The sequence below is a fragment of the Micromonospora sp. DT43 genome (assembly GCF_049841645.1).
Classification (GTDB): Bacteria; Actinomycetota; Actinomycetes; order Mycobacteriales; family Micromonosporaceae; genus Micromonospora.
This window is the reverse complement of sequence record NZ_JBNCKR010000001.1, coordinates 144,233-161,210: the sequence shown is the minus strand read 5'-3', so window position 1 is coordinate 161,210 and position 16,978 is coordinate 144,233. Positions and strand designations below refer to the sequence as shown.

Sequence of the window (16,978 nt, the reverse complement as noted above, 5' to 3'; positions counted from 1 at the left end):
GACGCAGCGGGAGTCTAAGTCGACATCGACCATCCTGCCGGGCGAGCTCGTCGAGCGAGGGCGAAACCGGGTGGGCGCAGACGAAAACGCCCGTCGGCGTACTGCCGACGGGCGCTGGGTGGAGGAGCTCCCCCGATTGGACTCGAACCAATAACCTGCCGGTTAACAGCCGGCTGCTCTGCCAATTGAGCTACAGGGGATCGTGCACCGCCTGGAACCGGATCTCGCCGGTGCCCTGCGACGGGACAAGAGTACAGGACATCCCCCGGTGATGGTCCAGTGGGTTCCACACGCATCCGCCTTGATCCAGATTCGCAGGTCACCGCCGCGACCCGATCGCAATCGGGGCAAATCGCGATCCCGGCACAAGCAGGCTTGAGCGGGGAGCAGGATGGGTAGTTAGCTGCGGACAGAGGACGCAGGCGCGAATTGGTCGCGCCCGACGGGGCAACCCGCCGGCGCGACGGCGCGTCAGGTACGGAAGGAGCCGCCATGCGCGGAAAGATCATGTTTCTTGGCGGGCTGGCTGCGGGATTCGTCCTGGGCGCCCGTGCCGGCCGGGAGAAGTACGAAGAGCTCGTGGTTCGGGGCCGCAAGGTGCTCGACCACCCGACCGTCCAGGAGGCGGCCGGGGTCGCGCAGGCCCAGGCCAACAAGCTCTACAGCGAGGGCAAGGACAAGCTCGGCCAGACCAAGCTGGGCGAGAAGCTGGGCAACGGCAGCACCGGCAAGCAGGAGCTGACCGCCGCCGACGACGCGTTCGCCGGCACGCCCGCCACGGTGGGTGCCAAGGCGGGCTCCGGCTCGACGGGCAGCAGCACGGTCGGCACGACCTCCGGGTCGCCGTCGGCCACCACCCCCCGCACCAAGCCGTCCGGCTCGGGCACCAACGGCAGCACGCTCTGACCCAACGCACGTCGACGGGCCGGTCGCCGAGAGGCGACCGGCCCGTGGTCTGTCCGGGTTGTGGTCAGTCCTTGCTGCTGAACGCCGCGTCGAAGGCGGCGGTCGGAGCATCGAAGGCGAGCCGGCGGACGAACTGCAGCGCCTCCGGGGCACCGAGCAGTCGATCCATCCCGGCGTCCTCCCACTCCACGGAGATCGGACCGGTGTAGCCGATCGCGTTCAACGCCCGGAAGCAGTCCTCCCAGGGCACGTCGCCGTGCCCGGTCGAGACGAAGTCCCAGCCGCGGCGCAGGTCGGCCCAGGGCAGGTGCGAGGCGAGCCGGCCGCGTCGGCCGTCGCCGGTACGCACCTTCGCGTCCTTGCAGTCCACGTGGTAGATCCGGTCGGCGAAGTCGAAGATGAAGTTCACCGGGTCCAGCTCCTGCCAGACGAAGTGCGACGGGTCCCAGTTCAGCCCGAACGCGGGCCGGTTGCCGATCGCCTCGAGCGTCCGCTTCGTCGTCCAGTAGTCGTACGCGATCTCACTGGGGTGCACCTCGTGCGCGAATCGCACCCCGACCTCGTCGAACACGTCGAGGATCGGGTTCCACCGGTCGGCGAAGTCCTGGTAGCCGCGCTCGATCATCGACGGCGGCACCGGCGGGAACATCGCCAGGGTGTGCCAGATCGACGACCCGGTGAACCCGACGACGGTCTTGACCCCGAGCTTCGCCGCCGCCCGCGCGGTGTCCTTGATCTCCTCGGCGGCCCGCTGGCGCACCCCCTCGGGCTCCCCGTCGCCCCAGATGCGGCCGGGCAGGATGTCCTGGTGCCGCTCGTCGATCGGATGGTCGCAGACCGCCTGACCGACGAGGTGGTTGGAGATCGTGAAGACCTCGAGGTTGTGCTTCGCGAGCGTCTCCCGCTTGCGGTCGACGTACGAGTCGTCGGCGAGCGCCTTGTCGACCTCGAAGTGGTCGCCCCAGCAGGCGATCTCCAGACCGTCGTAGCCCCACTCGGAGGCGAGCCGGCAGACCTCCTCGAACGGAAGGTCGGCCCACTGGCCGGTGAAGAGCGTGATGGGTCGCGCCATTGTCCTTCTCCCCTGATGTGATGGGGATTCCGTTGTGCGGACCGGGGCGAGGGTGACCGGTCAGACCGGTACGCGGCACCGAGGCGGAACACCGGTGGGTGCCGAGCGCACCTGAGCCCGGCGGGTTGCGCCTCCCACCGGGTCACCGGCCACCGTCACGGTCGCCGCCCCCACCCTATTTCCGCCAGGCCCTCTCGCGGAAGCCCCGGATCGTCACTCGACCGCTTCTTCGGGCGCGGGAAGGACCGCCCGGACGGTGAACCCGCCGCCGGGATTCGGGCCGGCGGAGAAGGTGCCGCCAACCCGCTCGGCGCGACCCCGCACCGCGGCCAGCCCGCGCCCGGCGGCCCGGATCTCCCCGCCCGGCGTAGCGGCATCGGCGCCGTCGTCGCGTACCTCGATGGTGACGCCCTGGGCGTCGTAGCGCAGGCGGACCGCGACCGCCGCGCCCGGGGCGTGCCGGCGCGCGTCGGCCAGCGCCTCCTCGATGATCCGGTACGCCGCCACGTCGACCGCCCCGGGCAACGGCCGGGGTGCCCCGCCGAGGCTCCAGCGCACGGGCTGGCCTGCGGCGAAACCCTCCATCAGCGCGTCGAGGCGGTTCAGGCTGGGCGCCGGCCCGGTCAACGGATCGGGCTCATCGACCCGGTGCAGCGCTGCGCGCAGCCGGTGCCCCTGCGTCCGCACCGTTCGGCGCCATCGCGCGAAACGCCCCATGCCGGTCAAGGTACGGCAGGCGCCTGAGAGTGGGCAGCCGGTGTCCACACAATGCGCCCCACGACTCCGGCCGCTCCGGCCGCCCCGTCGGCACCGGTCGCCCTCGCCGGCCCCGCGGCCCCCTCGGCTCGGGCCGCTCCGGCCATGAATGGTCGAGAGGCATATACCTGTGAGTCATAGTTATGACTCACAGGTATATGCCTCTTCGGTGACAGTGGCCTCGGCAAGGGACGCGCCCGGTGAGGCGGAGCGCGTCGCCGCGGTTGACGCCAGGAGCGGGTGGCCCGCAGGGGCCGTCGGCCGTGACCGGCGGCCCCTGCGGGCTCAGTGAGCCCGGTGGGCCCGGTGCGTTCGGCGGATCAGGGCAGGGTCCACTTCTGGTTGGCCGCGCCGTTGCAGCTCCAGAGGTGAACGACGGTGCTGTCCGCCGAGTTGTTGCCGGAGACGTCCAGGCACTTGCCCGACGCCGTGCCGCGCAGGCTGCCGTCGGACTGGGCCGCCCAGTTCTGCGCGCCCGTGCCGTTGCAGGTCCAGAGCTGGATCTTGGTGCCGTTGGCGGAGCCACCACCGGAGATGTCCAGACACTTGCCCAGCGCCTTGATCGTCGAGCCGGACACAGTCCAGGTCTGCGCCGTGCCGCCGTTGCAGGTGTAGAGCTGGATCTGCGTGCCGTCGGCAGTGCCGCCGCCGCGCACGTCCAGGCACTTGCCCGCCAGGCCCTTGATCGGGCCGACCCCGGGGGTGCCGCCGCCGCCCTTGACCAGGGTGAAGTCGTCCAGGTCGAAGAGCCCGGTGCCGCTACCCGTGAAGGTGAGATAGAGGTTCTGGGTGCCGGACGGGACGTTGGCGAGCGCGGTGGTGACGTTGGCGTACGTGCTCCAGCTGCCGGTGTTCGGTACCACGACCGAGCCGAGCACCGGGCCGGTGGCCGAGCCGGTGCGCACCTGGATGGTGCCGCCCGCGCCACCGGAGACGACGCGGGCCGTGAACGAGGTGATCCCGGTCAGGTCCACGCCGTTGTACGCGGCCCAGTCACCCGGTTCGATGTAGCCGAGGGTCTGCCCACCGTTGGCGCCCTCCTTGGTGAACGCGGAGACGCCGTTGGCCGAGGTGAACGCCTCGGCCTGGATCGTGCCGGTGGGCGTCGGGGTGGTGCCCAGCTCCTTGATCCGGATGTTGCGGAACGCGACGTCGTCACCGGTGCCGTGGTTCTGGATGCCGATGTGGCCGGCGAGCGAACGGACCGGGTCGGTGTTGGTGAAGTCGTTGATCTTCACCCCGTTGAGGAAGACCTGTAGCCGCTCGCCCTCGACCAGCAGTTCGTAGGTGTTCCACTCCCCGGGCGCGTTCAGCGCCGCGTCCCGGGCCGCGGTGTCGGCGGCCTTGTACGTGTAGACCGAGCCGGTGGTGCGGTCGACCGCGTCGGTGGCGTCGATCTGGACCTCGTAGCCGTTGTTGATCGCCGACTGCGGGTCACTCGACGGCGGGAAGCCGAGGAAGATGCCGGAGTTGTCGTCCCCGGCCATCTTCCAGTCCAGCTTCAACGAGTAGTTGGTGAACTGCTTGGCGTTGTACCAGAACAACCCCATGCCGCCCACCGAGGTCAGGGTGGCGTCGGAGTTGGTGAAGTTGCCCGGGCCGGCCTGCGACCAGCCGCTCGTGGAGCCGTTGTAGAGCGGGGTGTAGCCGGTCTCGGGCCGGCAGTCGGCCTTGCTCCGGCCGGAGGCGTACCGGATGCCGCCGAGCAGGTGGGTCCGGAAGGCCGGCTCGGCGTACGACGCCTGGGTGTGCCCGGCCCCGGTGTAGAAGGATCGGCCGCCGCTGTAGCTCTTGCACCAGCTCAGCGGGTGGTCGGCGCCCATGCCGCCACCGGAGTACGACGACTCGTCAAGCGTGGCCAGCACGTGGGCGGTCGACCGGGCGTTGGTGCGGTAGTTGTACCACTCGTCGGTGCGGGTCCAGGTCTGCGGCAGGTGCCCGGTCGCGGCGTGCCCCCGGTCCTCCACCTTGACGTTGGCCTGCTGGATCGCCGGGTGCGAGGCGAACCACGCGCCGACCAGGTTGCCGTAGAACGGCCAGTCGTACTCGGTGTCGGAGGCCGCGTGCACGCCCACGTAACCACGACCGGAGCCGATGTACGACTCGAAGGCGGTCTGCTGGCTGGCGTTGAGCACGTCACCTGTGGTGTTGAGGAAGACGACCGCCTCGTACTGGGCGAGGTTGGCGGTGGTGAACGCGGCGGCGTCCTCGGTGGCGGTCACGGTGAAGTTGTTCGCCGCGCCCAGGTCACGGATGGTCTGGATGCCGACCGGGATCGCGTCGTGCCGGAAACCGGCGGTCTTGGAGAAGACCAGCACGTCGTACGGAGCGTCGGCGGCGCTCGCCGGGCTCGCCGGGGTGGTGCAGGCGATGACGGCGAGTGCCGCCATGGCCGCACCGAGGACGGGTCGCAGGCGTCTGCGCATATCGCTCTCCTAACTGTGGTTAGGAAGGGCCCCCTGCCCAACCGTAGGCGGTGACAGGGGGCCCCACCACTCAGCTCAGGGCAGGATCCACTTTTGGTTGGCGGCGGCGGTGCAGGTCCACAGTTGGACCACCGTGCTGTCGGCGGAGCTGCTGCCCGTGACGTCGAGGCACTTGCTGGACCCGGCGTTGCGTATCGTGCCGTCGGCCTGCGCGGCCCAGTTCTGCGCGGCGGTCCCGTTGCAGGTGTAGAGCTGGATCTTGGTGCCGTCGGCGGTGCCGGCACCGGAGACGTCCAGGCACTTACCCAACGACTTGATCGTGGAGTTCGGCGTGATCGCCCAGGTCTGCGCCGCGCTGGCGTTGCAGGTGTAGATCTGGATCTGCGTGCCGTCGGCGGTCGCGGCGCTGCGGACGTCCAGGCACTTGCCACCCAGACCCTTGATCGGGCCGGTCCCGCCGGTGGGGGCCGAGCCGGTGGTCAAGGTGAACGCGTCCAGGTCGTAGAGCGCGCCGGTGCCCGTACCCGCGAACGTCAGGTAGAGCGTGGTGGTGCCGGTCGGCGGGTTGGTGATCGCACCGGTCACGTTGGTGAAGGTTTCCCAGCCGCCGGTGACCGGAACGGTCGCCGAGCCGAGCACCGTGCCGGTGGCCGAGCCGGCCCGGATCTGGAGGGTGCCACCGGCGCCCGCCGAGGAGACCCGGGCGCTGAACGAGGTGACGTTGCCCAGCCGGTACGGCTGGAACGCGATCCAGTCGCCGTTGTTGATGTCGCCGACGGTCTTGCCGCCCTCGGCCGGGGTCTTGCTGAACACGTTGATCCCGGACGAGCTGCCGAAGAACTCGGCCTGGCGGTGGCGCGGCGGCAGGGTGTGCTGGGTGTGCGTGGTCAGCCCACCGGCGTCGGTGTACTCGGCGTCGAAGATGGCGAAGATGTTCGCCGCGTCGTCGTGCTCACCGTCGACCGGAATGGTGATCGAGCCCGAGCAGCCGGTCTTCGAGGTGATCTGGTGCCCGTGCTGGTCGTGCCCGAGCACGTAGGTCATCTTGACCTTCGTGCAGTCGATCGTGCCGTCCTCCGGGTCGGTCACCGTGATGCTGTAGGCAACGGTGTCGCCGAAGCTGAACAACTGCCCGTTGCCGGGGTTGTTGATGGTCACCGTGGGCGCGGTGTTGCCGACGTTGATCTGCACGCTGGCGCTGCCGGTGGCGCCCTGCGGGTCCCGTACGGTAAGCGTCGCGGTGTAGGTGCCGTTGGCGCTGTACGTCTTCGTCGGGTTCGCCGTCGTGGAGGTGGTGCCGTCGCCGAAGTTCCACGAGTAGGTGAGCGCACCGCCCTCGGGGTCGGACGAGCCGGCCGAGGAGAACACCACGGTCAGCGGCGCCGCGCCGGAGGTCTTGTTGGCGCTCGCCGTGGCGCTGGGCGCCCGGTTGCCGCCTGCGACGTAGTCGAAGCGGTAGAGCGCCGAGTTGGCGTCACCGTTGAAGTAGCCGGTGCCGTAGTCGAGCACGTAGTACGAGCCGTCCGGGCCGAACGCCGAGTCCATCACCTGCTTGCCGACCCACGGGAAGGTGTCGATGGTGCCCCGGGAGCCGTCGGAGTTGACGTGGATGGGCTTGATCCAGCCCCGGCCGAACTCGGTGGCGAAGAACTGGCCGTCGAACGACTGCGGGAACTTCGTGGTCGAGGTCGACGAGGCGTTGTAGCGGTAGACCGGGCCGCCCATCGGCGACTCGGAGCCGCCGCCGAACTCGGTCGGGGTGCCGGCGTCGCCCGCGTACCGGATCCAGGCCGGCTGGGCGGGCGGCAGGGTGGTCAGGCCGGTGTTGCGGAACGAGTTGTTCGTCGGCCCGCCGGCGCAGTTGTACTTCGCGCCGCTGGCGTTTGTGGCGAAGTCCCACTCGTTGTACGTCTCGGTGCTGGTGTTGGTGCCGGTGCAGTACGGCCAGCCGAAGTTGCCCGGCGCGGCGACCCGGTTGAACTCGACCTGGCCGGAGGGCCCACGGGTGGCGCTGGTGCTGCCGGCGTCCGGCCCGTAGTCACCGACGTAGACGACCCCGGTGCCCTTGTCCACGCTGATCCGGAAGGGGTTGCGGAACCCCATCGCGTAGATCTCCGGCCGCGTCCTGGCGGTGCCGGGCGCGAACAGGTTGCCCGACGGGATGGAGTACGTCCCGTTGGCGTTCACCTTGATCCGCAGGATCTTGCCCCGCAGGTCGTTGGTGTTGCCGGCGCTGCGCTGCGCGTCGTACGCCGGGTTGCGGTTGGTCCGCTCGTCCAGCGGCGAGTAGCCGGCGGACTCGAAGGGGTTGGTGTCGTCGCCCGTGGACAGGTAGAGGTTGCCGGCGGCGTCGAAGTCGATGTCCCCGCCGACGTGGCAGCAGATACCGCGGCTCGCCGGGACGTCGAGCACGTCGACCTTGCTCGACTGGTTGAGCGTGAAGTCGGAGTTCAGGGTGAACCGGGAGAGGCGGTTCACCCCGTCGAAGGCCGAGAAGTCGGTGCCGGTCGCGGGCGCGTCGCCGCCGGGGGTGGACAGCGGCGGCGCGTAGTAGAGGAAGATCTGCCGGTTGCTGGCGAAGTTCGGGTCGACGCCGACGCCCTGCAGCCCCTCCTCGTCGTGGTTGTAGACCGACAGGGTGCCGATCACCGACGTGGTGCCGTTGGCGTCGGTGCGCCGGAGGGTGCCGTTGCGGGCGGTGTGCAGGACCGAGCGGTCCGGCAGCACGGCGAGCGACATCGGCTCACCCATGTCGGACACGCCACGGGCGAGTTCGACCTGCTGGAAGTCGCTGGCGGTGATCGTGTGCGCCTGCGCCGGTGTCGAGCTGGCGCTCAGTGTGACGGTGCCGGCCGCGACCACGAGGAGCAGGGCCGAGCCGGCGGAGAACAATCGCCGAGGTCGACGAGGGGGTGCGTCCTTGTTGGACATCTGTGCTGTCCCTTCCTGACGAGTGAGGCCAGGCCGGGCGCGCGCCGTCGCGCCGGATGCCGTAGCGGTGGTGGGTCGATGGGTTACCGCGCCGCCGGTTCACCTCGACGAAACATTGTCGTGTTGGCCCCGACACTAAGTCGCGCCTGTCGATGTGTCCACACCTTCCGGCGATTCAGCATCAACTTTCGTTGATTTGATCGAAAGTTGATGGGTCAGGCGCGCCGATCGATGGCCTGTCCCGCCAACGCGACGAGGGCGGATCGCGCCTCCTCGGCCACCACCGCGCTGCGCAGAGCGGTGAGCGCCGCCTCGGTCCGGACCCGGATCATCTGCTCGATCCGGTCCCGGGCGCCGGTGGCCTCGATGATCTCGCGCAGGTCGGCCGCGCCCTCGGCGTCCAGCGTGGGATTGCCGAACAGCTCCTTCAGCCGCGCGGTCTGTGACCTGTCGGCGGCGCTGCGGGCCAGCGCCATCATCACCGTGGGCTTGCCCTCGCGCAGGTCGTCCAGGACCGACTTGCCGGTGACCGCCGGATCACCGAAGACGCCCAGCACGTCGTCGCGGAGCTGGAACGCGTCGCCCAACGGGTCACCGAACTCGCCGAGGGCGGCGAGCAGCTCCGAACCCGCTCCGGCCAGGGCCGCGCCGATCTGCAGCGGTCGGGTGACCGTGTACCGGGCGGCCTTCATCCGGATCACGGTGAGCGCGCTGGCCACCGAGCCGTCCCCCACGCCGGAGACCAGGTCGAGGTACTCCCCCGCGATCACCTCGGTACGCATCAGCGCGAACACGGCGTAGCCCCGGTGCACCTGATCGGTGCCCAGCCCGCACTCGTGGAACATCTGATCCGACCAGGCCGCGCAGAGGTCCCCGCAGAGCAGGGCGGTGTTGCGTCCGTACGCCTCGGGATCGCCACGCCACGACGAGCGGGCGTGCAGGTCGGCGAAGAGGCGGTGCACCGACGGCTCGCCCCGCCGACGGTCGCTGCCGTCCAGGATGTCGTCGTGGATCAGCGCGAACGCGTGGAACAGTTCCAGCGCCGCCGCGGCCACCACTATCGGGCTGCCGTCGGCCGCCCCGGCGCCGCGCCAGCCCCAGTAGCAGAACAGCGGGCGCAGCCTCTTGCCGCCGGCAAGCACGAATCGTTGCAGCGCGGTGAACACGCCGCGCGGCGCACCGTCGGGCCAGTCCGGGCCCTGCCGGTCGAGGAAGGCTGCCAACTCGGCGTCGAAGCGCGCCCGCAGCCCGCTCGTGTCGGTCGGGGTCACCGTGACCGTCACGCCCCCTCCCCCGGCCGCTCCGCTTTCCCGTCACCGGAGCTCAGCCCGGCGAGTTCCAGCAGCAGCGCCTTGACCTCGGTGGCCGCGACCTTCTCCCGGGCGGCGGACGGGTCGGAGCAGAGCAGCACCGGGGCGTCCGCCGGGTCGCTGGGCAGCCGCCCGTGCGAGCCGCGTACCGCCTGGGCGCCGGCGTCCAGACCGACGGCGCTCATCAGGTAGCGCATGCCGAGCTTCTTGCGGGCCAGAGCCACCCCGGCGCGGGCCTTCGCGGCACCGGGGTTGGCCGGATCGAAGAACAGCTCGGCGGGGTCGTACCCCGGCTTGCGGTGGATCTCGACCAGCCGGGCGAAGTCCGGCGCGCGGGCGTCGTCGAGCCAGTAGTAGTAGGTGAACCAGGAGTCCGGCTCGGCCACCAGCACCAGTTCCCCGGCGCGCGGGTGGTCCAGCCCGTGCGCGGCCTTGCCCTCGGCGTCGAGCACCTCGGCCACCCCGGGCAGCCCTGCGCACAGTTTTGCCACCGCCGGCACGTCGGCCGGGTCCTTGACGTAGACGTGCGCGACCTGGTGGTCGGCGACCGCGAACGCCTTCGACGTCCACGGGTCGAGGTACTCCATGCCGGCCTGGGTGTGCACCCGCAGCAGCCCTTCGGCGCGCAGCAGCCGGTTGACGTCCACCGGCCGGGACACGTCGGTGATGCCGTACTCGGAGAGCACGACCACTGTGGCGTCGCGGGCCCGTGCGGCGTCCAGCAGTGGGCCGAGCACCGCGTCCAGCTCCGCCGCCGCGGCGGCGGCCTGGGCCGACGACGGGCCGAAGCGTTGCAGGTCGTAGTCCAGGTGGGGCACGTAGACGAGGGTCAGATCCGGTGACACGTCGGCCAGGATCTGCTCGGCAGCCTGGCAGATCCACCGCGACGACGGCAGCCCGGCGGTCGGCCCCCAGTACGTGAACAGCGGGAACGTGCCCAGCCGGCCGGTGAGCGCGTCGTGCAGCTCCGGCGGGTCGGTGTAGCAGTCCGGCTCCTTGCGGCCGTCGGCGTAGTAGACCGGCCGGGGCGTGACGGTCCAGTTGACGTCGGCGCCCATGGCGTACCACCAGCAGACGTTCGCCACGGTGTAGCCCGGTTCGGCCCGACGGGCAGCCTGCCAGAGCTTGTCCCCGCCGACGAGCGCGTTGTGCTGCCGCCACAGGAACACCTCGCCCAGCTCCCGGAAGTACCACCCGTTGCCGACGATCCCGTGCCCGCTGGGCTGCTCGCCGGTGAGGAAGGTGGACTGCACCGAGCAGGTCACCGCGGGTAGCACGGTGCCCAGCTCGGCCCGGAAGCCGCCATCGGCGACGCCGCGCAGCCGGGGCATGTGCGCCAGCAGTCGGGGGGTCAACCCCACCACGTCGAGTACCACAAGTCGTCGGCTCATCGCGTCACTCCCGCGCTCACGGTGCGTTCCGGGGTCAGCCCGAGGCCGACCAGTTCGTCACGGGCGAAGGCCAGCTCGGCGGCGATGCCGGCGGCCAGCTCCGCGTCGGTGCCCGGCCGCCGCGCGGCCGGTAGAACCCCCCAGGTGTACGTCTCGACGTCGAGGTGGTCGCACCCGGCGGTCGGCCCGCTGTAGAGCGCTCTCAACGCGGCGCGCAGGACGGGCAGGGTCGAGCTGAGCGGTTCCTCCGGCGGGGCGTGCAGCGGCACGTGGTAGTGCACCCGCCACGGGCCGGGCAGCGCCCGGTCCAGCGCCTCGTCGAGGTCGTCGGCCGCGTACGCCGGATCGGCCGGGTCGGCCAGGCCGGCGCAGCCGACGCCCCGGGTCTGGTGCAGGAAGCGCGGCTCCACCCAGCGGCGCAACGCGTCGGCGCCGCCGGCCGGGTCGGTCGCCTCGACGGCGGCGGAGACCTGCACCTTCACCACGGGCAGCCCGGCCGCCCGCAGTCGCTCCAGCGCCTCGGCCGGATCCTCCCAGGCGCACGCCAGGTGGGCCAGGTCGACGCAGACGCCCAGCCGGTCAGTGTCCATTCCGGACAGCAGCGCGGCCGCCTGCCCGGTGCTCTCCACCACGCAGCCGGGCTCCGGCTCGAAGGCGACCCGCACCTCGCGGTCGGTGTCGCGCTGCACGGCGGCCAGGCCGGCGGCGAGCTGGTCCAGCCGGCGGCGGGCCGCGTCGGCCCGCTCGGTGTCCCAGGGTTGCCGCCACGCCAGCGGCAGGGTGGAGATCGATCCCCGGGCCGCGTCGTCGGGCAGCAGGTCGGCGAGCACCCGGGCCAGATTCAGCGTGTACGTCAGCCGCTGCTCGGTGGTCCAGTCCGGGTGGTACACGTCCTGCTTGACCACCGGCGCCTGAAAGGCCGCGTACGGGAAGCCGTTGAGGGTGACCACCTCCAGCCCGCGCGCGTCCAGCTCGGCGCGCAGACGCAGCCGCAGCGCCGGGTCGGCGGCCAGCTCGGCGGCGACCGGGGCGGCCAGCCACAGGCCGAGGCCGAGCACGTCGCTGCCCAGCGCCGCGCGGACCGGCACGGCGTAGGTGTCCAGTTGCCCGAGGATGCCGGCGAGGTCCTCGGCGGGGTGCACGTTTGTGCAGTAGCCGAGGTGGACGGTGTCGCCGCCGGCATGTCGCAGCCGCATCAGCTGCCGCCGCGCAGGATCGAGTTGCCGGTCTGCGGGTCAACCTTGGCGGCCACGTCCAGGTCGCTCAGGTCGAGCCGACCGGACTGCCCGTAGAACTCCACCGGGTTGCGCCACAGCACCTTGTCGACGTCGTCGTCGCTGAACCCGGCCAGCAGCATCGCCTCCGCGGTGGCCCGGGTGAGCAGCGGGTCGGAGCGCCCCCAGTCGGCGGCCGAGTTGACGAGCATCCGTTCCGTGCCGTACTCGCGCAGCAGCTCCACCATCCGCTGCGGCGTCATCTTCGTGTCCGGGTAGATGGAGAAACCCAGCCAGCAGCCGCTGTCCCGGACGAGCTTGACTGTCACCTCGTTGAGGTGGTCGACGACCACGCGTCCCGCGTCGATGCCGGACTCGGCGACCACGGCGAGGGTGCGCTCGCATCCGCGCGCCTTGTCCCGGTGCGGGGTGTGCACAAGCGCCGGCAGCTCGTACGCCACGGCGAGGGCGAGCTGCGCGGCGAACGCCTCGTCCTCCTCCGGGGTCATCGAGTCGTACCCGATCTCGCCGACCGCCACGACCGCGTCCTTGTCCAGGTAGCGGGGCAGCAGGTCGAGCACCGGACGGCAGCGCGGGTCGTTGGCCTCCTTGGGGTTCAGCGCGATCGTCGCGAAGTGCCGCACCCCGAACTGCCCGGCCCGAAACGGCTCCCAGCCGATCAGCGAGTCGAAGTAGTCGACGAACGACGCGGCGCTTGTGCGTGGCTGGCCCAGCCAGAACGCCGGCTCCACAAGCGCGCGCACCCCGGCGGCGGCCATCCGCTCGTAGTCGTCCGTGGTGCGTGAGGTCATGTGGATGTGGGGGTCGAAGATGCGCATTCACGCCTCCCGGGGCAGTGCGGCGGTGAGCCGGTCGAGCAGGTCGGTGGCATCGGCGGGCAACTCGCGGCCGGCGGCGTGCCGCTCGGCGGCAAGCGCGGCCAGCATCGCGGCCAGCTCCCCGTCGGCGCGGGTCTCCAGGTCGGCGACGACTGCCAACGGCACCCCGCTGAACACGCACTTGAGCACCGCCTGCCGCCAGGCGGCCGGGTCGAGGTGCCGGGCGTACGGGCCGAGGGCGGCGCCGACCAGCCGGGTGTCGTTGGTCCGGATCGCGTCGTGCAGCAGCGGCACCCCTTCGGCGCCGATCGGCAGCAGCGGCAGGGCCCGCAGCACCGCCCGGCGCTCGGCCGCGTCACCGTGCTGGTAGAGGCTCTCGGCGTACGCGGCGTGCTCGCCCGGCAGGCTGGTGAGCAGCAGCACCCGGGCCGCGTCGTCGGCGGTCCAGCCGGGAGCGTCGGGTAGCGCGGCCCGGCCGCAACGCCTGCCGACGGCGGAAAAGAGCCTGGTGATCGCGGTGGGCTCGGCCGCGACCTGGCGCAGCGCCGCGTCCAGCCAGTCGGGATCGGGTACGCCCCGCAGCGCGGCCCGTAGTGAATCCGGTGTCATCCCGTCTCCTCCCCTTGTGCTGCTGTGCTGCTGTCCCGCTCCGCGGGTACCCGAGCGCGTCCCTCGCTCTGCTTCACTCCATGCGACGGATGGTGTCCGGATCTGGTGCGTCCGTTGAAGCAGAGCAAAGGGCGCCGGCGGGTACCCCGCCATCGGTGCGGCCCGCCGACGCGGTCGCGGCGGCGGAACGCAGGAACTCGATCGACCGCGCGGCGACCGCCGGTGCGGCGTGCGAGTCGCGGGGCAACTCGACGGCGACCAGCCCGCGGTAGCCGGCCTCGGCCAGGGCCGCCAGCACCGGCGGGAAGTCGATCTCGCCGGTGCCGAACTCCAGGTGCTCGTGCACGCCCCGGCGCATGTCGTCGATCTGCACGTTGACCAGGTGGTCGGCCACCTCGGCGACGCACTGCGGCACCGGCCACGGCTCCAGGCACCGGCAGTGGCCGATGTCGAGGGTGATGCCGAAGCGGGCCGGAGCCCCGAGCGCGGCGTGCAGTCGACGCCAGTCGGTGATGCTCTCGACGAGCATGCCCGGCTCCGGCTCGAAGCCGAGGGTGACGCCCGCGCTGTCGGCGGCGTCGACCACGCTGGCACAGCCTGCGACCAGCCGGTCCCAGGCGCACTGCGGAGACACCGTCGCGGGTCGCACACCGGCCCAGAACGAGACCGCCTCCGCGCCCAGGTCGGCGCCGATCCGCACCGCCCGGCGTAGGAACTCGATCCGCCGGGTCGGGTCGTCGTGCAGCAGCGTCGGCGCGTGCTTGTGCCACGGGTCGAGCAGATAACGGGCCCCGGTCTCGATCACCAACCCCAGACCCAGCGCCTCCAGTCGCCGACCGACAGCCGCGATCCGGCGGGTGAGCCCGGGTAGAAACGGGTCCAGGTGGTCGTGGTCCAGGGTGAGCGCCACGCCGTCGTAGCCGAGGTCCGCGATGACGGCGAGCGCGTCGTCGAGCCGGTGGTTGGCGAAGCCGTTCGTGCCGTACCCGAGGCGCAGCGTCGTCGCGTCAGTGGCCGGCTGCGCGGGTCGGGGCCGGGGCACGGTCATGTCGGGGAGACCTTCCGGGCCAGCCGGCGACCCAGCGGCGCCGCCGCCGCGACGGCCAGCCCGAGCAGGCCGGCCCCACCGCGTGCGGTGAGCGCTCCCTGCAGGGCCGGCAGCCCGGTGATTCCCGCGCCGACCGCCGCGCGAACCTTCCCGGCCGAGGGGTCCCGGACGACCTGGGCCTGGGCCGCGCCGTAGCGGGCGGCGTACCACCCGGCCAGCAGCACGGGCAGCGCGGCGGCGACCCCTGCCGGCCGGGACCGGCCCCGGTCCGCGCTCACGACGGCCCGCTCGTCGGCCCCGCCAGCTTCGTCGGCGGAAACGTCAGCGCAGCGGCCGCCGGGAACATCAGCGCGGCGAGCGCCCGGAACGTCAGCGCGACGGCCGCCGGGAACGTCAGCGCGACGGGCGCCGGGGACGGCGACGGCTGCGCTCGCGGCGACCAGTGCGGTGCCGACGAGTGTGCGCATCGGCAGGGCCGCGTCCGCTCCGGAGACCTCGCGCCGGGACAGCGTGGTGACCGTCCAGGTGTGGGCCGCGACGGTCGCCGCCGAGGGGAGCGCCCGCGCCAGGTTGCCGCCGGATGCGCCCAGCAGCACGTCCAGCCCTCGGCAGGCGGCCATCACGGCGGGGCCGGCGGCGGTGTTCTTGGCCAGCAGGTCGTACCCCCAGATGCTGGCGGCCAGGGGCACCGCCAGCGCGGCGGCGCGGCGACCGCCCACGGCGGCGGCCAGGCCCACGCCGGCGGCGGTGAGGCCGGCCGCGAGGCCCAGCGCGGCGGCCGGGGTGACGCGGCCGCTGGGGATCGGCCGCTCGGGGCGTTCGACGGCGTCCAACCGCCTGTCGGCCCAGTCGTTGGCCGCCATGCCGGCCCAGTAGAGCAGCACCGACGCGCCGGCGAGAGCGGGGGTACGCGGGCTCAACGCGCCGGCCGCCGCCGCGCCGGCAACCACGTCACCGGGGACGGAGAGCGCGGCCGGCGCGCGGACCAGCTCGGCAACGTCAGCCAGCGTGGTCATGGCCACCCTCCAGGCCGGCGTGCAACCGCTGCGTGAAGTCGGTCAGCCGGGCCCACTGCTCGGCAAGCGAGTGGGTGGGCGAGCCGAGCGGGTCCTTGAAGAAGAAGCCCAGGTCGGCAAGCGGCCCCACGTGCCCGGCGGCGTGCGCGGCGGCGGTGAGCCGGGCCAGGTCGAGCACCAGCGGCGCGGCAAGCGCGGAGTCGCAGCCGTGCCAGGTGAACTCCATCCGCATCCCGGTGCCGAGGAAGCCGGCGAACGTGATCAGATCCCAGGCGGTCTTGAAGTCGCCCAGCTCCTCGACGTACTCGATGCGGGTGTTGCCCTGCGGGACGTAGCCAAGCGTCTCGCCGAGCACGCGCTGCTTGCTCTGCACCTTGGCCGCGTTGGCGGCCGGGTCGGCGAGGGTGGCGCCGTCGCCGCCGCCGAGCAGGTTCATCCCGGACCAGGAGCGCACGGCGAGGTTGCGCATCGCGAACATCGGTGCGAGCACCGACTTGACCAGGGTCTCGCCGGTCTTACCGTCGTGCCCGGCGTACGGCAGGCGCAGCTCCTCGGCAAGCGCGGCCAGCGCCGGCAGCCGCAGCCCGGTCGACGGGGTGAAGTCGACGTACGGGCAGTCGGCAAGCAGCGCCGCGTACGCGTACAGGGAGCTGGGCGGCAGCACCTCGTCCGGGCCGGTGAGGGCGGCGCGCAGCGCGGCCGGGTCGGCGTGCCCGGGGTGCGGTCGAGGTGCGGGTTCGGTGGCGGAGACGTTTACCACGACCACGCGGTCCAGCCGGTGACGCGCGCGGAAGGAGGTGAGGTCGTCCACGACTGTCGCCACCCGGTCGGCCTGGGTGCCGCCGAGCGGTGCCGGTCGCAGCTCCTGCTCGACGGCGGCCAGCTCGTCGGGGAGCGCGGCGACCAGCCGACCGGGTATCACACCGGTGTCGGCGAGCGCCTCCGCGCGCTTGCTCAACGGGGTGGTGGCCACGTCGTGGCCACCGAAGACCAGGTCCGTGAAGGACGGGAGGGCGGGGCCGCGCAGATCCGGCAGCTCGGTGACGCAGCCGGTCGGCCCGGCCAGACCGGCTCGCAGCGCGAGCCCTCCGACGATGCTGGTGGTCGCGACCGAACCGCGTGCTCCTACCAGCCAGACACCCGTTCGCATGGTGCTCCTTCCCGTCCAGGAGGAACCGTCGGAGTAGTTAAAGAGTCGGCGAAGTTAAATATAGGAATATCAGAATATTTCTCGAAAAGCTACGGCCTTGCAGGATGGTGCCCCGCCCGCCCGACCCGTACCGGAACGACGCCGGATCCGGCGTCGGCGTCGGCGGCGACGACGACGGACCGGCTCCCGGTACGGGTGCGGGCAGACGGGGCTGGCAGGCAGGGTCGGTCGGCGTCTCGACCCTGCCTCCCCCGCATCGGCCGGCCGGGGCGTTGGCGTGCCCCGATCGGACGTCTCAGGTGGTGGCGGT

At 71.9% G+C, this 16,978-nt stretch carries 13 protein-coding genes and 1 tRNA gene; 1 reads left to right on the top strand and 13 read right to left on the bottom strand.

The genetic code is table 11. From position 1 onward, the window contains the following. Positions 1-127: 127 nt before the first annotated feature. Positions 128-200, bottom strand: a tRNA-Asn gene (locus ACLQ26_RS00765). Positions 201-492: 292 nt separating this feature from the next. Here ACLQ26_RS00765 and ACLQ26_RS00760 point away from each other — a divergent pair. Then, positions 493-906 (top strand): hypothetical protein, encoded by a 414-nt coding sequence (locus tag ACLQ26_RS00760; protein ID WP_007463781.1) that lies wholly within the window; start codon positions 493-495, stop codon positions 904-906. 64 nt (positions 907-970) lie between these two features. Here ACLQ26_RS00760 and ACLQ26_RS00755 read toward each other — a convergent pair whose 3' ends face one another. The 12 genes from ACLQ26_RS00755 to ACLQ26_RS00700 all read right to left on the bottom strand — a co-directional run bounded on the left by ACLQ26_RS00755 (position 971) and on the right by ACLQ26_RS00700 (position 16,668). Beyond that, complete coding sequence (locus tag ACLQ26_RS00755) at positions 971-1,978, bottom strand: sugar phosphate isomerase/epimerase family protein (protein ID WP_363683546.1); 1,008 nt, start codon at positions 1,976-1,978, stop codon at positions 971-973. Positions 1,979-2,191: 213 nt separating this feature from the next. Continuing rightward, positions 2,192-2,695 carry a sensor histidine kinase gene (locus ACLQ26_RS00750; RefSeq protein WP_425742611.1) on the bottom strand — a complete coding sequence of 168 codons (504 nt, stop codon included), beginning with the start codon at positions 2,693-2,695 and terminating at the stop codon, positions 2,192-2,194. Between the two features lie 359 nt (positions 2,696-3,054). Next, positions 3,055-5,160 carry a ThuA domain-containing protein gene (locus ACLQ26_RS00745; RefSeq protein ID WP_425742610.1) on the bottom strand — a complete coding sequence of 702 codons (2,106 nt, stop codon included), beginning with the start codon at positions 5,158-5,160 and terminating at the stop codon, positions 3,055-3,057. Positions 5,161-5,235: 75 nt separating this feature from the next. Continuing rightward, positions 5,236-8,091: a PQQ-dependent sugar dehydrogenase gene (locus ACLQ26_RS00740; protein ID WP_425742609.1), complete on the bottom strand. Its 2,856-nt coding sequence runs from the start codon at positions 8,089-8,091 to the stop codon at positions 5,236-5,238. 215 nt (positions 8,092-8,306) lie between these two features. Beyond that, on the bottom strand, positions 8,307-9,374 hold the full coding sequence (locus tag ACLQ26_RS00735; protein WP_425742608.1) for a polyprenyl synthetase family protein: 1,068 nt from the start codon (positions 9,372-9,374) through the stop codon (positions 8,307-8,309). Next, complete coding sequence (locus ACLQ26_RS00730; RefSeq protein WP_425742607.1) at positions 9,371-10,792, bottom strand: alkaline phosphatase family protein; 1,422 nt, start codon at positions 10,790-10,792, stop codon at positions 9,371-9,373. The genes ACLQ26_RS00735 and ACLQ26_RS00730 overlap by 4 nt, the downstream gene beginning before the upstream one ends. Next, positions 10,789-11,988: a metabolite traffic protein EboE gene (eboE, locus tag ACLQ26_RS00725; protein ID WP_425742606.1), complete on the bottom strand. Its 1,200-nt coding sequence runs from the start codon at positions 11,986-11,988 to the stop codon at positions 10,789-10,791. Before eboE ends, ACLQ26_RS00730 begins: the two co-directional genes overlap by 4 nt. Further along, on the bottom strand, positions 11,988-12,845 hold the full coding sequence (locus tag ACLQ26_RS00720) for a TatD family hydrolase (protein ID WP_425742605.1): 858 nt from the start codon (positions 12,843-12,845) through the stop codon (positions 11,988-11,990). The genes eboE and ACLQ26_RS00720 overlap by 1 nt, the downstream gene beginning before the upstream one ends. Beyond that, a complete protein-coding gene (locus tag ACLQ26_RS00715) occupies positions 12,846-13,454 on the bottom strand; it encodes an EboA domain-containing protein (RefSeq protein WP_425742604.1) in 609 nt (202 codons plus the stop codon). A 73-nt stretch (positions 13,455-13,527) separates the two neighbouring features. After that, entirely contained in the window at positions 13,528-14,502 is a 975-nt protein-coding gene (locus ACLQ26_RS00710; protein WP_425742603.1) for a sugar phosphate isomerase/epimerase family protein, read from the bottom strand. After that, positions 14,499-15,518 (bottom strand): SCO3242 family prenyltransferase, encoded by a 1,020-nt coding sequence (locus ACLQ26_RS00705; protein ID WP_425742602.1) that lies wholly within the window; start codon positions 15,516-15,518, stop codon positions 14,499-14,501. Before ACLQ26_RS00705 ends, ACLQ26_RS00710 begins: the two co-directional genes overlap by 4 nt. After that, positions 15,502-16,668: an inositol-3-phosphate synthase gene (locus tag ACLQ26_RS00700; protein WP_425742601.1), complete on the bottom strand. Its 1,167-nt coding sequence runs from the start codon at positions 16,666-16,668 to the stop codon at positions 15,502-15,504. Before ACLQ26_RS00700 ends, ACLQ26_RS00705 begins: the two co-directional genes overlap by 17 nt. Between the last annotated feature and the right edge of the window lie 310 nt (positions 16,669-16,978).

What these genes read in the sequence shown, in the direction of transcription:
- ACLQ26_RS00745 (WP_425742610.1), bottom strand. Translation starts at nt 5,160, where the DNA reads ATGCGCAGACGCCTGCGACCCGTCCTCGGTGCGGCCATGGCGGCACTC.
- ACLQ26_RS00720 (WP_425742605.1), bottom strand. Translation starts at nt 12,845, where the DNA reads ATGCGCATCTTCGACCCCCACATCCACATGACCTCACGCACCACGGAC.
- ACLQ26_RS00730 (WP_425742607.1), bottom strand. Translation starts at nt 10,792, where the DNA reads ATGAGCCGACGACTTGTGGTACTCGACGTGGTGGGGTTGACCCCCCGA.
- ACLQ26_RS00740 (WP_425742609.1), bottom strand. Translation starts at nt 8,091, where the DNA reads ATGTCCAACAAGGACGCACCCCCTCGTCGACCTCGGCGATTGTTCTCC.
- ACLQ26_RS00710 (WP_425742603.1), bottom strand. Translation starts at nt 14,502, where the DNA reads ATGACCGTGCCCCGGCCCCGACCCGCGCAGCCGGCCACTGACGCGACG.
- eboE (WP_425742606.1), bottom strand. Translation starts at nt 11,988, where the DNA reads ATGCGGCTGCGACATGCCGGCGGCGACACCGTCCACCTCGGCTACTGC.
- ACLQ26_RS00705 (WP_425742602.1), bottom strand. Translation starts at nt 15,518, where the DNA reads ATGACCACGCTGGCTGACGTTGCCGAGCTGGTCCGCGCGCCGGCCGCG.
- ACLQ26_RS00750 (WP_425742611.1), bottom strand. Translation starts at nt 2,695, where the DNA reads ATGGGGCGTTTCGCGCGATGGCGCCGAACGGTGCGGACGCAGGGGCAC.
- ACLQ26_RS00700 (WP_425742601.1), bottom strand. Translation starts at nt 16,668, where the DNA reads ATGCGAACGGGTGTCTGGCTGGTAGGAGCACGCGGTTCGGTCGCGACC.
- ACLQ26_RS00760 (WP_007463781.1), top strand. Translation starts at nt 493, where the DNA reads ATGCGCGGAAAGATCATGTTTCTTGGCGGGCTGGCTGCGGGATTCGTC.
- ACLQ26_RS00715 (WP_425742604.1), bottom strand. Translation starts at nt 13,454, where the DNA reads ATGACACCGGATTCACTACGGGCCGCGCTGCGGGGCGTACCCGATCCC.
- ACLQ26_RS00755 (WP_363683546.1), bottom strand. Translation starts at nt 1,978, where the DNA reads ATGGCGCGACCCATCACGCTCTTCACCGGCCAGTGGGCCGACCTTCCG.